Source organism: Sphingobacterium sp. 40-24, assembly GCF_001899705.1.
Lineage (GTDB): Bacteria > Bacteroidota > Bacteroidia > Sphingobacteriales > Sphingobacteriaceae > Sphingobacterium > Sphingobacterium multivorum.
On record NZ_MKWH01000035.1, the window covers coordinates 1 to 14,600 of the forward strand.

Sequence of the window (14,600 nt, forward strand, 5' to 3'; positions counted from 1 at the left end):
TAATCTATTTTACAGTTGTTAATTTATCGCAACTGTCAGATTAAGTCTTGACTACTTCACCTGATGCGGACCACTTATTGAAAAAATATAAAAAAGGGACTTTGGTCAATCATTTGTTCTGTTCTTCGCTGTTCCTTACCTGGTGGCGGTGCTGTAGGCGGTGCACCGAGAAGGTCCAGCTATTCTGGAAGAATGCCGAATGATGGTATCCAGATAAGGGGGCTGCAAAACGGATGAAGCTGTTATCATCGTTATGTATCGATAGTTTCTGCTGCACGGTTATACCTGCACGTTACTGCATAAGAAAGAAAAGGCCGCTTGGATACTGTCCGAGCGGCCTTGAAATCCTATATTTTAAATATACCTTATTTTTCTTTAACTATATCTGCCTCTATTCGCTTTACAAAATCAACAGTGACATTCGCCAGTTCTGCAATATCCGAAATCGAAAACTTATTCAAAGACAAGAGGTTTTTTATTACTTCCGTTTTACCCTTAGCTTCTCCCTCGACCATCCCTTGAGCCGCTCCTTCTACTTTTCCTTATGCTCTTCCTTTAGCTTCTCCCTCCGCTCTTCCTTTAGCTTCTCCCTCCGCTCTTCCTTCGGCAATTGCTTTTTCGCGCGCTCGTTTCAATTGTTCTTCCTGGCTACTTCGGATGCTCTCGGCATCCCATTTATTCCTTAAACTTGCGTTGTACATCTCTCGTTCCTCCGGTTTTAGTTTGCTATACTCTGCTAACTGAAATAACTTTTCAAATATCGGCTTCCGCAGATATCTTGAAAGTCCCTTTAGCGAGGACATGTTTTTGAGTATAAAAAGCCAACGATCCAAATCATTATCTAACTCTGCCTCAGCTTTAACAAAGTTAACCAATTCTACATATATAAAACCCAGATCTTCGTAAAATATTTTACTGTGATCCCGATAACATAGACAAATATCGTGTAAAAAATACTTCTCCTCACCCGCATCAGGCATCGTAAATCCATCCATCAATACAATGATATAGACTTCACTAATTGCATAATTCCAAGCCCTTCGGTTGCCTTTAGGTGCCTGATCCGCTATCAATTTACTGCTGTAGTAAAGCATGCGCTTTTTCAAATTATCCTGCGCCGTGCGCTGCACTTCAATAATAAAACGTTCGCCGTTGTCTGCCGTACAGGTCAGATCAAAAATAACCGTACCGATATCCTCTGTATCTCCAACATGCTCATTTTTGTTATAATATAAATCAGCAATGATCTTGCGCCCTCTAAAGAGTTCGTTTAAGAAAGCGATCAGTAGATCTTTATTGGTATCTGATCCAAAAACTTTTTTAAAGCCATAATCTGTCGTGATATCGATATATTTAGACTGCTTCAATTCACTCATAATATATTGTTTTTAAATTGGTTAACAATACAACTATAAGCAAATTAAAACATTAAAACTAATATTTTTAGTAAAAATATTAGTTTTAAGAATTCGTCTTTAATCTGGTATATCTCCCATATTACACCACGCTATCGGATTGGTAAAAAAACTGTTAGGCTGAGATATTGGTTTGAAAGAATGATTGGTTAGGGTAACCGTAAGAAGTCTTTAAAGGCAATTCGTAGATCCCGAATGTTTTGTTTCCGAACTGATCCAGACAATTTTGAAATTATTGGCACTTTAAATATTATTGACTACCTCGGCAAAAACGGGAATGGTAGTATGAATATAAGTGGCTGGGAATTAATTAAGGACTTTTTCGCAAATAGAATTAATTCCGTTATGCTGGAGAGAAGACAGAAAACCTTTAAGATCGGTGCAATTATTAAAGATTGAGGGAGGACAGCTGGTAGAGCTACCGCCAAAGAAATCTACATAGCTCACCCCTATATCGCTAAAGCAGTGCTACCGATAATAACATTGGCAGCTATTGGAAGCTTGGAATTGATCGTGGTTGCTATCACGGCCTGCGACTTTTCAATTGGGCATGATTAATACCCAAGTCCAATATACATCAATTTGCGAGTGAAGAGGTATAAAATGCTGGTTTCGCGTGCCGATGTCTAGCATTTAGTTTCTCTGTCTTATTTTACTATTTAATTCTTCTAGTTTCATTTTTGCAGTATTATTAGTTGGAGAAAGTGTCAAGATTTTTTCATAACACTTTTTTGCTTTATCCATATAACCCCTGACTGTGTAGGCCTCAGCTAAGCTATCCCATACATTGATTGATTGCGGATAATTTTTCGTATTCAGCTCAAAAATAGAAATTGCTATATCAGGTAGCTCTCTATCATAAAGGGCAACATATCCAATAGTATTTACAAAACTTTGGTCCGGTTTAGTATCAAAGAAAAGTTCCTTTTTTATTTTTGCACTGTAATTTACCAATATATCGGGGTCTTTTGTTACTTCATTTATATCAATTTCATATGGCTCGAAGAGATATCGAAGGCCATAATATGTGGCCTAAAGTGGAATACAGTCTTACAGAATTTGGGAAGACTTTAATCCCTGTAATTTCTGCTCTAGGAAATTGGAGTGATGAGCATCAATTACTTCCCAACAATCACTTTTCGATGTTCAGTTCCCCATTCGGCCAGGGTATTGATTATTTTTTTTAGCGTCAAACCGTACTCTGTTAGCTGATATTGAACCGTTACGGGTTGCGTGTCGAGAACTATCCGTTTAATGAGTTGATTCATTTCCAATTCCTTTAGCTCTTTACTGAGCATTTTATTGGAGATTCCTTTCACATCGTTTAAAATATCAGAAAAACGCCGTTTGTTGTAGTAGCAAACTGACGATATTATTGAAATTTTCCATTTGCCATTCAACACATCCATGGCATCGTGAACAGCCATAATCTGTTTTCTGTTTGTGTCGTTATTCGAGCATTCTATTTCCATAATAAGTTACCTTGTTACGCAAAAGTTACTGTTACTTTTGGTTACAAAGTTACCAAAATAAATTTAATCAATTTAGATTTGCATAGTTAAAGAAATCGATTTCAAAAACAAACAGTTTAAAAAGTCTTGACTAGAATAGAATTTTCGATCATTAAAAATTTAAAAAGATGAATTTCTCAGATAAAAATGTAGTAATTACCGGCGGAAGTGCAGGAATTGGATTAGCTACCGCTAAAACATTTATTGAAAAAGGAGCAAATGTATTGATAACAGGCCGAAATACCGATACCCTGCAAGCAGCATCAGGAAGTATTAATAGCCCAAAACTGAAGACCTTGTCTTCAGATACGTCCAAACTGGCAGATATTACACTATTGGCAGAAACAGTTGCAGCTAGCGGAAACAAAGTGGATGTGCTTGTACTGAATGCGGGAATAGCAAAGCAATATTCAATTGAAGATACAACCGAAGAGGTTTTTGACGACCTTTACAACATCAATGTCAAAGGACTATTCTTTACTTTGCAAAAACTAATCCCTCATTTATCAGAAGGAGCTTCCATTGTTCTTATCTCATCTGGAGTCTCTGTGAGCGGGTATGCACAAATGGGTGCTTATGCAGCTACAAAAAGTGCAGTCGATGCGATTGCACGTACCGCAGCTACTGAATTGGCAGACAGAAAAATTAGAGTAAATGTGGTTGCTCCCGGATTGACCGATACACCTATGAATCAGCAAACGCCTGCAGATATAAAAAATGCCATAGCAGCAGCAGTGCCATTGAAACGAATCGGACAAGCTGAAGAAATTGCTAACGCAATTGTTTTCTTGTCTTCAAACGAAGCCTCTTATATTTCAGGTTCATATCTGGCGGTAGATGGCGGTGTTACCATTCGCAGATAAATATGCATAGTTTTTGATATACTTAGTGTTAGCCACTAAGTATATCATATCTAATCTTGGAATTAGAATTTAAAACGCCATCCGCTGGAGCTATGATTTAGTATTACTTAGCAATCTAACAAATTCCTTTACAGATTCGTTGGTTGGTGCTGCAAAATCTTTTATTCCGTCAATTGTTTCCATGCAAAGAGGCGCAGCCCTTTCAAACATGATATCTTCATAAGCTGAAATTGCCTCTTTAAGGTTGGCTTTCCTTCCACTGGTTAGGCATTCACACAGATCCAAAGCGTCTAGCATGGCCAGATTTACGCCTTCACCATTCGGAGGCATTAAATGCGCGGCATCCCCAATGAGGGTAAGATTATTTTTAGAAGCCCACCTTATCGATAAAGGAAAATAGTTAAGTGGGCGCCACGTAAAATGTTCACTGGCTTCAAAAAGCATGAAGAAGACAGGATTCCAATTTACAAAATGTTTTTTTAAATACCCGCTAACTTCTATAGGATTACCAAAATCTATACCACTGGATATACCCCAGTTTTCCGGATACATTGAGGCTGCATAAAAAGTGAATCCGCCATCGCCTCTAGGCTGGACAACCAGGGTGGACCCATCTCCCATAGCCATCAGATTCCCTTGATTAACGAGTTCGTACATTGCCGGGCATCCAATCTCGGGATGATCTATTTCGCCCTGGATAATTGCTGCTCCAGAATAAAGAGCTTTCAAATCTGTCAGATAGGGACGAACCTTGGAGCGGTAACCGTCCGATCCGATGACCAGATCAGCAACCGCGGTCATTCCGTTCTCAAATTTTAATTCCCATTTATCTTCAATTTCCCGCAAACCTATAAGCTGGCTATCCCAAACTACGGTACCAGGAAGCAGTCCGTCGATTAGGAGATCTCTCAGCGCTCCCCTATCGATTTCTGGTCGGAAATGTTCATCTCCGAATACGGGTTCTACGTCTCGCTGACTCTCATCCATCAGCATATTTCCCTGCGGATCAAGCAGACGATATTTGTCGGCCCCCTTCATGTAGTTTGCTTTAAAAGCCTCCATAAGTCCGGTCGCCTCCATCGCTTTAAGACCTGAATCAAAGTGCAGATCTACAATAGCTCCCTGTACGCGTGCGGCTTGACTAAAATCTCTTTCATACACTTTAACCTGTGCACCTTTCATTTGTAGCAGTCTGGCCAATGTCAGACCACCTGGACCTCCTCCAACGATGGCTATATTTTTTTCGCTCAACATTTCTATCATTTTTAATGATACAAAGGAACGGCAGAAAGAAAGACGATACAATAACGAGATGCTGTAACTTTAGGACTATTCGCGGTTTTTAACGATAAAGGCAGTCGGTGACATTCCTACCGCTTTGCTGAACAGCCGTGTGAAGTAGGAAAAGTCATCGTAGCCTAGTTCATCCGCAATCTCTTTCACTGACTTCCCGGAATGATAAAGCAGCCGTTTGGCCTCAAGTATAATCCGCTGCTGAATATGGATAGAAACGGGTTTACCAGTCGTCACCTTGACACATTCGTTGAGGTAAGAAGTCGATAGGTTTAAAAGTCCGGCGTAATCCCTTGGATTTTTAACCTTCTTATAGTTCTTTTCCAATGTTGTTTTAAACGCTCTTGTAATATCCTCAAATCGGGTATGATATACTGTCGGTTTTTCCAGAGCTAAATATTGTGAAATAATCAGCGCAATCAAGGTATTACAGCTTTCTTTTAAAATGGAATGATACAAAATCTCCGTTTTATTTCCAGACAATTTCATACATAAGGCAACGGCGTCTGACAGGATATCAAGGGTCTCAGGCTTTACAGACAATATGTCTGCCGGTGTAAAATCTTGCAACAAGCTCAGGTATGCTGCGCGGATGTTTTCTTCGGTAACGATCCAGGTACTGAGCATTGCTCTGTCGAATGAGATCACGCGATGCACCTGATGGGGATTGATGTAGACAATGGCCGGGGCTTTAATGCAATAGGTTTGAAAATCAATTTCAATAGTTGTATTTCCTTTTTCCTGAATGATAAACGTATAGCCTCCATCGCGATGGGCTCGTTCAACTTCGGAATCTGGTGATCCATGAAATGATTCACGCATCATCATAATACCCTTCGAAGTTCCTTCAGGCAATGTGTTAACTGGAATATTTTTGTCTTTTTTTCTCATTATAGAACAGGCTTAATGATAACAATCTCTTAAAAAGAGAATACCTAAACAAGGCGGTGAACTTGCAGCTCTGCACGTAGCTGTTTCTAAAAAATGAACTATCGAATTGTAAGCCATTTAATCGATTGCGGTGCAGAAATTGATATCCGTGAAATAAATGGGAATACCCCTTTATGGATAGCTGTTATGAATTACCGCGGTCAGGAGAATACGATCAAAATAATAAATCTTCTTGTGTCAAAAGGTGCTTCGCTGGATGTAATCAATTATCATGACCGTTCAGTTAGGGATATTATAAATATTATTGGTGGAGGAATTGATGCCGGGCATAACAAAAAGGAATGGGATCTCAGACGCCTGTTAAAATAAGCACACACGGTATTTCAACGATTCCACTTAGTCACCTAGAAGCACACTTTCAATAATACGCGATATTTCCGTGGCAGAGTGGAGATTTCGGACATCGGGCCATGCGATTCCGACGCAAATTGACCACACACTCCCGTCGTACACCATTTTGACAAACCGATATTTTATGCAGTATTACTTTGATGCTTTGACTTCTTTAAATATTCCTCTATCAGAGAAATCACTACTTTCTATTGTACTTTCTGGACTAAGAAAATAGGTAACTTTTTGAATAATCTCATTATTTATAGGGTTTAAAGTTGTTTGGTTTATTACAATTCTAGTTATTTTTCCAGCTTCACTTTCACTTAAATAAACTTCTCCCTTTTTTAATTTCAATTCATCTAAATGCGTCTTATAGACGGTTTCGACATCATTAAGATTGAAGAAGTAAATACTATCTTTTGTTTCAATAAACTTTTCGAAAACAAAATCGCCTCTTAATCCTCTATCTCTTTCGCTTAAACCACGATATTGAAATACAATATTTTCAATAGCTATTCCTTCAGATTTTAATTTATCTATTCTAAGTGGTAAATAATTTGGTTTTGTTTTATAATACTCGTCACCACAATCATTTTTACATTCGTGTATTATACCAGAGATTTTATTTTTGCTTGGAATTTCTGAAAGATTATACATAGGAAGAGTGTTATCTAAATCAATTTTAAAAGATTGTGTGGAATCGATAATTACAAAACCAGATACATGAGAATCTCTTCCCCCCCAAGCATCATATTTATAAAGTAATTTAGACGACCCCTCTATTTTTTGTACATATAATTCAGCAATATCCCATTCACTAGACATGTCAAAACCACAGCTATTTAAGACGATTGTAAGTATAGATAAAAATAAAAACTTAAATTTCATTTTGTGAGCGGTTTTTCTATTTGCAGTATTCATTAATTCGTTCTTTCGCATATTCTGCTCCGTTGTACAATGCTTTATTCCAATTTTCGCAAGCTCTCTCTTTGTCTTTTATATTGAAATAAGTGTTGCCTAAATTAAAATATGCCTGTTGTTTTGCTTCCTGCTCCAGTTTGTCAAGTTGCAAAACTGTTTCATAGTCAGCGATTGCACCTTTATAATCTCCATTTTCGTCTTTAAGTCCACCACGATTTATTAAAGCACTCGCAAATTTTGGTGCAATTTCTAGTGCTTTGTCGTAGTCTTTAAGTGCCAATTTCCAAGTGTATAGCTCGTTTTTTACGATGGCTCTTGAATAGTAAGCATTTGGGTCTTTGGGGTCAATTTGGATTGTTAAGCTCCAATTAAATATTGCTCCGCTTAAATCTCCATTGTTATAACATGCTAAACCTTTGTCAAAATAATAGTCCGCCTTTGTTGAGTCAATTACTGGAAATTTCTGTTCCTTTGGATCAAAAGGTCCACCGTAAGCATCAAGTTTCGCGTCAAATTCAAAACCTCTTTTATACATATCCAAACCCCAAAAAAGTAAGTTGTCGGCTGTCATTGGAAATTCATTTGTCTCTCCGTTTAGTTCCCACAATTTTCCGTATTTCTTAACTTCTTGAACAGTGTATGGATAGTGTACCTTGATAAATTCTCCAAGCTTTTGTAAGTTCTCACTTTTATCTGAGATAAAAGTAAAGTCCATTTTTGTTAAGCAGTTGTCTTTAAGACCACTCTTTACCATACTATTAAAAACGTCTTCGACAGAAATCATTTCTTTGGAAAATCCGCCAACAAAATTGTCCCAGGTGAAGAATGTCTGTTCCATTTTCTTTTGTCCGTAGGATATTAAGGTTGTTAATAAAAGTAATAGTGTCAATATCTTATTTCTCATTCGTGGTGTCAGTTTTTAAATCGACTAATAAAGCTGTTCGCTTAGCAATCTGATATGTCCTTCAATTTTTTTGATTGATATAGTGATCATCTTTATAACTATTAAAATCAACATAAATGCTACTGTTATTAGTTACTATTATGGCATTATACTTTTCAATCGGGCAAGGTTAATACCCGAGCCTAATATACATTATTTATGCTGAATTAATAGGTCTACAGCTATTAACTTTCAAGGTTAATACAAACTGTAATGCGAAGGTATTGGTTTGAAAGTAAGATTGGTTACAGGAATCCTTAGGCTCTAGGCATTCAACCCTTATTTAGTATGCAATGTTGTGGCGATATTGGACCAAATAATCTATGATGTGCATAGAATGGAAGGAGCAAATAGTATGAAATATCATAGACTATACGATAAACCCAATAGAAAAATACGGGGCATCGTATAGATGATTTTTTCGGAACTAATGTACTCTGTCAGTACCGCAGTTCGGTAGCTTGTATTTTTTAACACGTTTAGCCCTTGAATATAAAAACTGAATGGAGATTTTACTTTCTGGTAACGCACTTCAAAATTTCCATTTATAGTAGTTGGATCAGCACTGCTATCACCCAGCCCTGTCTTCAAGAGACTCCAGTCTGTTTTAAATACAATACTCTTCAGCTGATATTTCCCGGTAATGCTCCATTTATTGAGCGCGACCTTTTGATTATCTGCCAAACTCTTTTGCCAGCTATCTGTTCTTGTCCAGGCTAATTTTACATCAGCAAGCTTTGGTATAAACCATCTTAAGGAAAGGTCTGTCGAAACCGTATTCTGCCGTAGATAAATCTCGCTGTTATCGATCCCTTGTGCTAACCTCATATGTATATAGGATAGATATACTCCCGGTTCAAACCTACCATATCGTATGCTATAGCCCCCGATATTGGTGAAATTGAGATCAGGTCGATCAAACAACTGCACTGTCTTCAACTGCTCGTAGGAAGAAGTCAAAAGGCTGTTCCCTTTGATCTTATCTTTCAAAGTCAATGCACTGTTAAAATGGATTACCCGAAAGTCTGTAAGTCTAAAATTGTTATAGGTAAAAGTAAGTTTATGGAATGTCTGTCCCTCCAGCAGGATATTTCCGCGGGACAAACTATTGTAACCTGTGATCCAATAAGACGGATTAAGGTCCATTGCTGTCGCAAAAGTATAACCTCTTCGGTAATTAAGGCGAAATCCATCCAATGCACTTTTCCCATATTTTAGATCCACCTCCGGTTGTAGAAACCATTGCCCATGACGATTATAGTTTGTTGAAATCTGGTTGATTAAATATAAGTAATACTGCTTTAAAGAAAATAATATTTTTAACTTATCAAAGTCCAACCGATAGCTCCCACCCAAATAATTGCTGCTGTTTCGATAATATTGTCCGTGATCAAATAACTGTGCCCCGGTTGTATCCTGGGCTCCAACTGACTGCCCATTCTGCCGTAATAATTCATTTTGGGAGTTGACTTCCAGGTGAAGTTGCTGGTTTTGATTGATGACCCAATAGTATTTATAAGACCCATTGAAAAGATGCTTCTTCCGCTCCACAGGTCTCACTATACTATAGTTCGCCATAGAATCAAAACGTATAAAACCACGCAGGAAAAGGCTGTCCGAAGAAAGGGAAAAATTGTCTCTCTCTGAGGTATACTGATGCTGGAAAGCAAATGAGCTGTAACTTCGCAAAGAATGCTTCCAGCTACCTTCCAGGTATTGTTTTAAAACAACAGAATGTCCATCCTGGATTTGTATACTATTGTTGTCTACTCCAAATCTGTCAATGACATTGTTTGTATGTACCTGCTGCTTGGGCATTGTCCAGAATGTACCCAGGTTATAATCCAAGCTAAAATATGGACTTGGCTTAAAATTGCTCGAAATATTGAAAGACGCCTGCCTATTAACCTGCGAAGAACGCATATTGGTTTGTTCTGTATACCGAAGGTCGGGAAAAGAATAATGATTAGTGCCTTCTAACATGTTGCCCAGTCTGTTTTCGGAATATACGCCATAGAGATTTACGCTCAACTTCTTTTTTAGGATCTTTTGAAAACCGTTGAATGCGGCGAATTTATTGATATTCTTTATCACATTTCTATTGTCGCGATCATATCCAGCCAGTGTATTCTTATTAATTGAATTAGAAAAATATTGTAGCTCGGCACCCTGAACCCGGTCAATATCTTCCTTGGATACCGGTGAAGTACCGATATTATTGATATCCCCAATAAAAGACATGGTTTTTGCCGGTGAGTAATAAAATAGGGCGGCGTGTTCCTTGTAAGATTTTTCGCTTCCCAATGAAGATTCAAGATCTCCAAAGATGAAATTCTTCTTATTCTCTTTCAGTTTGACGTTCATGGCAAGCTGATCATTTACCTGCACGTTTTTCAGCAGGTCGTTTTGGGAAAATCTACTGATCATCTCAACCTTGTCTACTGCATTAGCGGGAATATTCTCGATAGCGAGCTTACTGCCGCCACCAAAAAAGCGTTCATTTTCCACTAAGGTTACATTGACCTGCTTCCCCTGAAAACGCACTTTTCCATCTTCGATGGAAAAGCCTGGCATCTTTTCTATTAGATCCTGTAATTTCCGGTCGGTACTGTCCCTGAAATAATCGGCAGAAAAACGGATGGTATCTTTGGCAATTTCCACCGCGCGGTATCGGTAGTCAATCTTTACTTCATCAAGTTTCTGGACAGATTTTAATAATTTGTATTTGATTTTCCGTTCTGCTGACTGATTATCTAAGGTATCAACAACTTTCTGATAACCTAACCTGGAGATTGTGAGCTCAATTTTTCCTACGTTCGAAAATTCAAGCTGAAAATGTCCCTGCTGATCAGTTCTCTGAAATACGGGAGCACTTCCGGAAGAAGGAATACGCTTGATCACGATACTTGCGTTCTCCAACGGTTTGTCACTCTCGTCAACAACAAGACCTTTAACTAGCAAGCTTTGTTGCGCCGGTAAACTAGGGGGAAGAACAAATAAGAGAATAAATAATAGTATAAATCTAAACTTCACGCGCTATTAGTAGGGAATATTCAAATCTTTGGCTTTTTCATATAATCTAGTACGCCACTCTTCTTTAGTAATAATTTCTTTATTCGGTAATGGTGCAATCTCAGGTTTACTTGCAAAATTCAATTCCTTCAATCCATAAAGAGTTCCACCTTCTTGAAATTCAAAGATCAGTCCTGGAAGATTCCGTGTGTATATAGGACCAAAGGATACCGGAATATCAGGGCAAAACCAAGCTATAACGAGCCTTTTCTTTATCTTAGTAACTCCTTCCTCGATATAGCTTGTTTCCCTATTTCCCGTTGCTTTATAACAGATGAATTCACCTATCTGCTTAGTTTCAGCGCTAATTTTCCAATCAAAATTATTATTTGTTTTTAGCATTAAACCCTTTTTATCAAGCGGGTTTTTCATATCCCGATCAAAATTATAGCAATACGCTGTATCCTGCCATGTAGAATCCCTATATCCTATTAAAGTCTCAGTACTCCTTACATCTGCCTTGGCCAACTTGTCAATTTCTTTACTTTTGACTCTGGTAAATAAGGACCTGCTTGCTGTAAATTCAAGTTTAAAAGTCATCATGGAAGCGATTTTCGGGACAAAAGAATGGGCGCTCAATATCCAAAGCTCCTCTGGCGTGTTAAGTGAACTATCGGCGCTTTTTATTACTGAATAATATGCATAGCCGGAAGTTCCCTGACCTTGGCTTTTTAAAATAAAAAATAATAAAAAAAAAGGAAGTAGAGTTCTGTGTAATCTCATTCTTAAAATTATTAAAATGGCTGGATAAATCCAGCCATATTTATGAAATATAAATTTACCAAATTAATAATGACATTATGTCTGCGGCAATGAAGAGTGTGTACCATCTGCACACTTTTCCATTTCAATCTGCAAAATGTCATCCAATACATCTTGTGGATATGCCCCAACCATCTGACTCCCTCGAATTAGTACTTGTATAACGCAAATTACCCTCGGATCTTGAGCTTCAACCATCGCATTTTCTTGTTTGGTGGAGGTTTCTTCAACCAATACATTTTCATGTTTGATAGGAGCTTCTTCAGCGATGGTTGATGCTTGAGCATGATTAAACCCAAAGATTACGCCACCTAGTAGCATCATCTTTAAAATACTTTTTTTCATAATTTATATTTAATATAATATCGAATATATTTATAAAAATCACATCTATAATATGGTTTTTTGAAATTTACACAAATGTGTAGTAAATAAAAGATTGTCTGAATTAATTAATGTCACCTGAATACTATTATTTACATACAAATAATATATCACTTTATAAATCACCGAATTACTCCAATAAAAAAAAGATAATCAACATGAAACGACATAAATTTTACCCTAAAAAAAGGTGTACCCAACAATATATTTGAAGCTATTTTCTTTTACACCATTACCTCTGTTTCCGTAAAAGGAAGTTAATTGATTGATGTAAAACGGAAAAATCTCCTCCATTGGTTTCATTCATAGCATAATCAGTGGGTAAAGAAATAGAATACTTGCTTTCCCCTAATTACCTTTCTTCCAATGATTTTACAAAAGTGGTATCCACCGAATGCTCCACAGATTTATGATCATTATTTTGTCCGAAGCCGGTCAATATTAATGTTGTCAGCAAGACAATCATTGTCAATTGTATCTTCATAACTTGGTTGTCTTTGTAAGGATTGGTTATTCTAAATTTTATACTTCATGACCTAGCATATAACTCACTTTTTCTGAAAATTCGCCAATATCTTCATTTAACCCAATAATAGCATCAGCACTAATTGCATGTAAATGCTGCTTGAGCGTTTCTGTAACATGTTTATACATTTCCCGTACCTCCTTTTCATTGCTGGTCGAGCGACCTCCAAGGAAATCTACATAGCTCGCTCCTTACTCGTATTGGTTATCACGACTTTCCCTACTCCGCCGGATTCTGTGGAAGCTGCAAACTGCCTTTCTCAAAGAACTATACCCAACCAAAGGTAAAAATTCACATGGAGGAAGAATTGCTTTATTATAAAATTTTAATTTTCCACATTTCCATATTTTGTCTCGATTTATTACGAATGGTGATATAATTATTGTCATCCCATTTATAGTCTAAATAATAAACTATTTCACCACCGCTAGGCTCGTCTTCTGTTATCAAGTCTCGATTGATTTCACGACTAGCCTTGTCAAATAAAACCCAAAATAACCTAAAACAGTTAATCTCCCATTCGCACCAAAGTCCTAATTTCCATTGACGATTTGGTGAGATTTTGTATTTACTATTTATAAAGAATTTATAATTCAAATCGTTGTCAAGACAATATTTATATGCTTTCAATATTGGTTCAGTATCCCACTTTTCCAATTCAGCAATATTGGTCATTCCGGAATGAATCAAATCAAGCTGTAAAAACTTCTTTTCACATGCACTCATTTCAAAATACTGGTCAAAATTTATTTGCTTATAAACTTCGCGGAAGCCCTGATATGATGTTATTTTATCCACTTCTGAAGGATCATCTCCAACCGAAATCACACATTTCCTGACACCATCAGTATTATATTCACGAAGAAATGACCAATACATTTCCGCAATGCTCCAACATTCTTCATTAAATTCTTTAAAATTTTCACCTTGTACAAATTTCGCTCTCAGACTAATTTCACTTAAATTCATTAGATCTACTATTTACTTAAAAGTGAGAGATAGTTATTTCCCTATGCATCATGAATCGCATAATTATAGAGTAATTCTGCCAGTTCTTCATTAGAAAGTGATCTGTTTTGACCATTATTTGCCTCTTCAATGGCGTCTAAGAAATAATAAAAATCAAATAAATTATGGTAATTTATTCCATTATCTGAATATTCTATACTACCTCCAGTTTTCTCGATTTCAAAATATCGCAATTCATTATGAATATCCAATGGGATCTCCATAAAAACCTCAATCAATTCGGATTGCTCATGCAATGACTGCAGATGGCAGAATTCTTTGAACGAACCACCATCCCTAAAAAAATCAATTAATTCTAAAAGCTTCATCTAACGCTGCTATTTTATGTTAAATTTAAACAATCTTAAAACACCTGGCAAAGAATTGAAGATAACAAAAACAACTGCAGATTAAATAATGAGCATACTGTAGATTTCGGACATCAGGGCCATGCAATTCCGACGCAAATTGACCACTATAAATAGGAACCATAAAATAAGCAAAAATGGATTTTAAACTTCTCAGCATAATATTTTAATGGTCAAAATTTTCCGAATTGAATGGTCATGAATTTTCGAATTCGGATGGTCAGCAGTATCGAAATCTCCACGTTATCGT

The 14,600-nt window shown here is 37.0% G+C and carries 16 protein-coding genes and 1 pseudogene; 3 read left to right on the plus strand and 14 right to left on the minus strand.

Going from position 1 to position 14,600, the window contains the following annotated elements; genetic code table 11:
• Positions 1-542: 542 nt before the first annotated feature.
• Together BGP15_RS13570 and BGP15_RS13575 are read right to left on the minus strand one after the other, a co-directional pair.
• Positions 543-1,376, minus strand: a complete 834-nt coding sequence (locus tag BGP15_RS13570) for an Rpn family recombination-promoting nuclease/putative transposase (protein ID WP_286769823.1) — start codon at positions 1,374-1,376, stop codon at positions 543-545.
• 672 nt (positions 1,377-2,048) lie between these two features.
• A complete protein-coding gene (locus BGP15_RS13575; RefSeq protein WP_286769824.1) occupies positions 2,049-2,369 on the minus strand; it encodes a tetratricopeptide repeat protein in 321 nt (106 codons plus the stop codon).
• A gap of 71 nt (positions 2,370-2,440) precedes the next feature.
• On the opposite strand from BGP15_RS13575, the gene BGP15_RS13580 reads away from it, so the two are divergent.
• Complete coding sequence (locus BGP15_RS13580; protein WP_286769895.1) at positions 2,441-2,602, plus strand: winged helix-turn-helix transcriptional regulator; 162 nt, start codon at positions 2,441-2,443, stop codon at positions 2,600-2,602.
• Here BGP15_RS13580 and BGP15_RS13585 read toward each other — a convergent pair.
• Positions 2,534-2,887: a winged helix-turn-helix transcriptional regulator gene (locus BGP15_RS13585; protein ID WP_153848085.1), complete on the minus strand. Its 354-nt coding sequence runs from the start codon at positions 2,885-2,887 to the stop codon at positions 2,534-2,536. The genes BGP15_RS13580 and BGP15_RS13585 overlap by 69 nt on opposite strands.
• Before the next feature lie 167 nt (positions 2,888-3,054).
• Between BGP15_RS13585 and BGP15_RS13590 the strand changes: the two genes are divergently transcribed.
• Positions 3,055-3,789 carry an SDR family NAD(P)-dependent oxidoreductase gene (locus BGP15_RS13590; RefSeq protein ID WP_286769825.1) on the plus strand — a complete coding sequence of 245 codons (735 nt, stop codon included), beginning with the start codon at positions 3,055-3,057 and terminating at the stop codon, positions 3,787-3,789.
• Between the two features lie 90 nt (positions 3,790-3,879).
• On the opposite strand, the gene BGP15_RS13595 is transcribed toward BGP15_RS13590, so the two are convergent.
• Both BGP15_RS13595 and BGP15_RS13600 read right to left on the minus strand, forming a co-directional pair.
• Positions 3,880-5,043 carry an FAD-dependent oxidoreductase gene (locus BGP15_RS13595; RefSeq protein WP_286769826.1) on the minus strand — a complete coding sequence of 388 codons (1,164 nt, stop codon included), beginning with the start codon at positions 5,041-5,043 and terminating at the stop codon, positions 3,880-3,882.
• Between the two features lie 75 nt (positions 5,044-5,118).
• Positions 5,119-5,973: an AraC family transcriptional regulator gene (locus BGP15_RS13600; protein WP_286769827.1), complete on the minus strand. Its 855-nt coding sequence runs from the start codon at positions 5,971-5,973 to the stop codon at positions 5,119-5,121.
• A 93-nt stretch (positions 5,974-6,066) separates the two neighbouring features.
• On the opposite strand from BGP15_RS13600, the gene BGP15_RS13605 reads away from it, so the two are divergent.
• Positions 6,067-6,342, plus strand: coding sequence for an ankyrin repeat domain-containing protein (locus BGP15_RS13605; protein ID WP_286769828.1), 276 nt, complete (start codon positions 6,067-6,069; stop codon positions 6,340-6,342).
• A gap of 174 nt (positions 6,343-6,516) precedes the next feature.
• On the opposite strand, the gene BGP15_RS13610 is transcribed toward BGP15_RS13605, so the two are convergent.
• The 9 genes and pseudogenes from BGP15_RS13610 to BGP15_RS13645 all read right to left on the minus strand — a co-directional run bounded on the left by BGP15_RS13610 (position 6,517) and on the right by BGP15_RS13645 (position 14,311).
• The gene (locus BGP15_RS13610) at positions 6,517-7,287 is read right to left on the minus strand and encodes a hypothetical protein (protein WP_286769829.1); all 771 of its coding nucleotides are present in this window, start codon (positions 7,285-7,287) and stop codon (positions 6,517-6,519) included.
• Positions 7,271-8,191 carry a tetratricopeptide repeat protein gene (locus tag BGP15_RS13615; protein ID WP_286769830.1) on the minus strand — a complete coding sequence of 307 codons (921 nt, stop codon included), beginning with the start codon at positions 8,189-8,191 and terminating at the stop codon, positions 7,271-7,273. Before BGP15_RS13615 ends, BGP15_RS13610 begins: the two co-directional genes overlap by 17 nt.
• Positions 8,192-8,593: 402 nt before the next feature.
• Positions 8,594-11,263, minus strand: a complete 2,670-nt coding sequence (locus BGP15_RS13620) for a carboxypeptidase-like regulatory domain-containing protein (protein ID WP_286769831.1) — start codon at positions 11,261-11,263, stop codon at positions 8,594-8,596.
• Positions 11,264-11,269: 6 nt separating this feature from the next.
• Positions 11,270-12,025, minus strand: a complete 756-nt coding sequence (locus BGP15_RS13625; protein ID WP_075993086.1) for a GLPGLI family protein — start codon at positions 12,023-12,025, stop codon at positions 11,270-11,272.
• A 75-nt stretch (positions 12,026-12,100) separates the two neighbouring features.
• Entirely contained in the window at positions 12,101-12,409 is a 309-nt protein-coding gene (locus BGP15_RS13630) for a hypothetical protein (RefSeq protein ID WP_286769832.1), read from the minus strand.
• Between the two features lie 391 nt (positions 12,410-12,800).
• Positions 12,801-12,932: a hypothetical protein gene (locus BGP15_RS13635; protein WP_286769833.1), complete on the minus strand. Its 132-nt coding sequence runs from the start codon at positions 12,930-12,932 to the stop codon at positions 12,801-12,803.
• 38 nt (positions 12,933-12,970) lie between these two features.
• Positions 12,971-13,144 (minus strand): annotated as a pseudogene (locus BGP15_RS26965) (hypothetical protein); the annotation flags it as partial.
• Positions 13,145-13,289: 145 nt separating this feature from the next.
• A complete protein-coding gene (locus BGP15_RS13640) occupies positions 13,290-13,943 on the minus strand; it encodes a hypothetical protein (RefSeq protein WP_286769834.1) in 654 nt (217 codons plus the stop codon).
• A gap of 41 nt (positions 13,944-13,984) precedes the next feature.
• Positions 13,985-14,311: a hypothetical protein gene (locus BGP15_RS13645; protein WP_286769835.1), complete on the minus strand. Its 327-nt coding sequence runs from the start codon at positions 14,309-14,311 to the stop codon at positions 13,985-13,987.
• Between the last annotated feature and the right edge of the window lie 289 nt (positions 14,312-14,600).

Excerpts from the sequence above, each read along its gene's own strand:
- BGP15_RS13570 (WP_286769823.1), bottom strand. The coding sequence starts at position 1,376 with ATGAGTGAATTGAAGCAGTCTAAATATATCGATATCACGACAGATTAT.
- BGP15_RS13580 (WP_286769895.1), top strand. The coding sequence starts at position 2,441 with ATGTGGCCTAAAGTGGAATACAGTCTTACAGAATTTGGGAAGACTTTA.
- BGP15_RS13585 (WP_153848085.1), bottom strand. The coding sequence starts at position 2,887 with ATGGAAATAGAATGCTCGAATAACGACACAAACAGAAAACAGATTATG.
- BGP15_RS13590 (WP_286769825.1), top strand. The coding sequence starts at position 3,055 with ATGAATTTCTCAGATAAAAATGTAGTAATTACCGGCGGAAGTGCAGGA.
- BGP15_RS13595 (WP_286769826.1), bottom strand. The coding sequence starts at position 5,043 with ATGTTGAGCGAAAAAAATATAGCCATCGTTGGAGGAGGTCCAGGTGGT.
- BGP15_RS13600 (WP_286769827.1), bottom strand. The coding sequence starts at position 5,973 with ATGAGAAAAAAAGACAAAAATATTCCAGTTAACACATTGCCTGAAGGA.
- BGP15_RS13605 (WP_286769828.1), top strand. The coding sequence starts at position 6,067 with ATGAACTATCGAATTGTAAGCCATTTAATCGATTGCGGTGCAGAAATT.
- BGP15_RS13610 (WP_286769829.1), bottom strand. The coding sequence starts at position 7,287 with ATGAATACTGCAAATAGAAAAACCGCTCACAAAATGAAATTTAAGTTT.
- BGP15_RS13615 (WP_286769830.1), bottom strand. The coding sequence starts at position 8,191 with ATGAGAAATAAGATATTGACACTATTACTTTTATTAACAACCTTAATA.
- BGP15_RS13625 (WP_075993086.1), bottom strand. The coding sequence starts at position 12,025 with ATGAGATTACACAGAACTCTACTTCCTTTTTTTTTATTATTTTTTATT.
- BGP15_RS13630 (WP_286769832.1), bottom strand. The coding sequence starts at position 12,409 with ATGAAAAAAAGTATTTTAAAGATGATGCTACTAGGTGGCGTAATCTTT.
- BGP15_RS13635 (WP_286769833.1), bottom strand. The coding sequence starts at position 12,932 with ATGAAGATACAATTGACAATGATTGTCTTGCTGACAACATTAATATTG.
- BGP15_RS13640 (WP_286769834.1), bottom strand. The coding sequence starts at position 13,943 with ATGAATTTAAGTGAAATTAGTCTGAGAGCGAAATTTGTACAAGGTGAA.
- BGP15_RS13645 (WP_286769835.1), bottom strand. The coding sequence starts at position 14,311 with ATGAAGCTTTTAGAATTAATTGATTTTTTTAGGGATGGTGGTTCGTTC.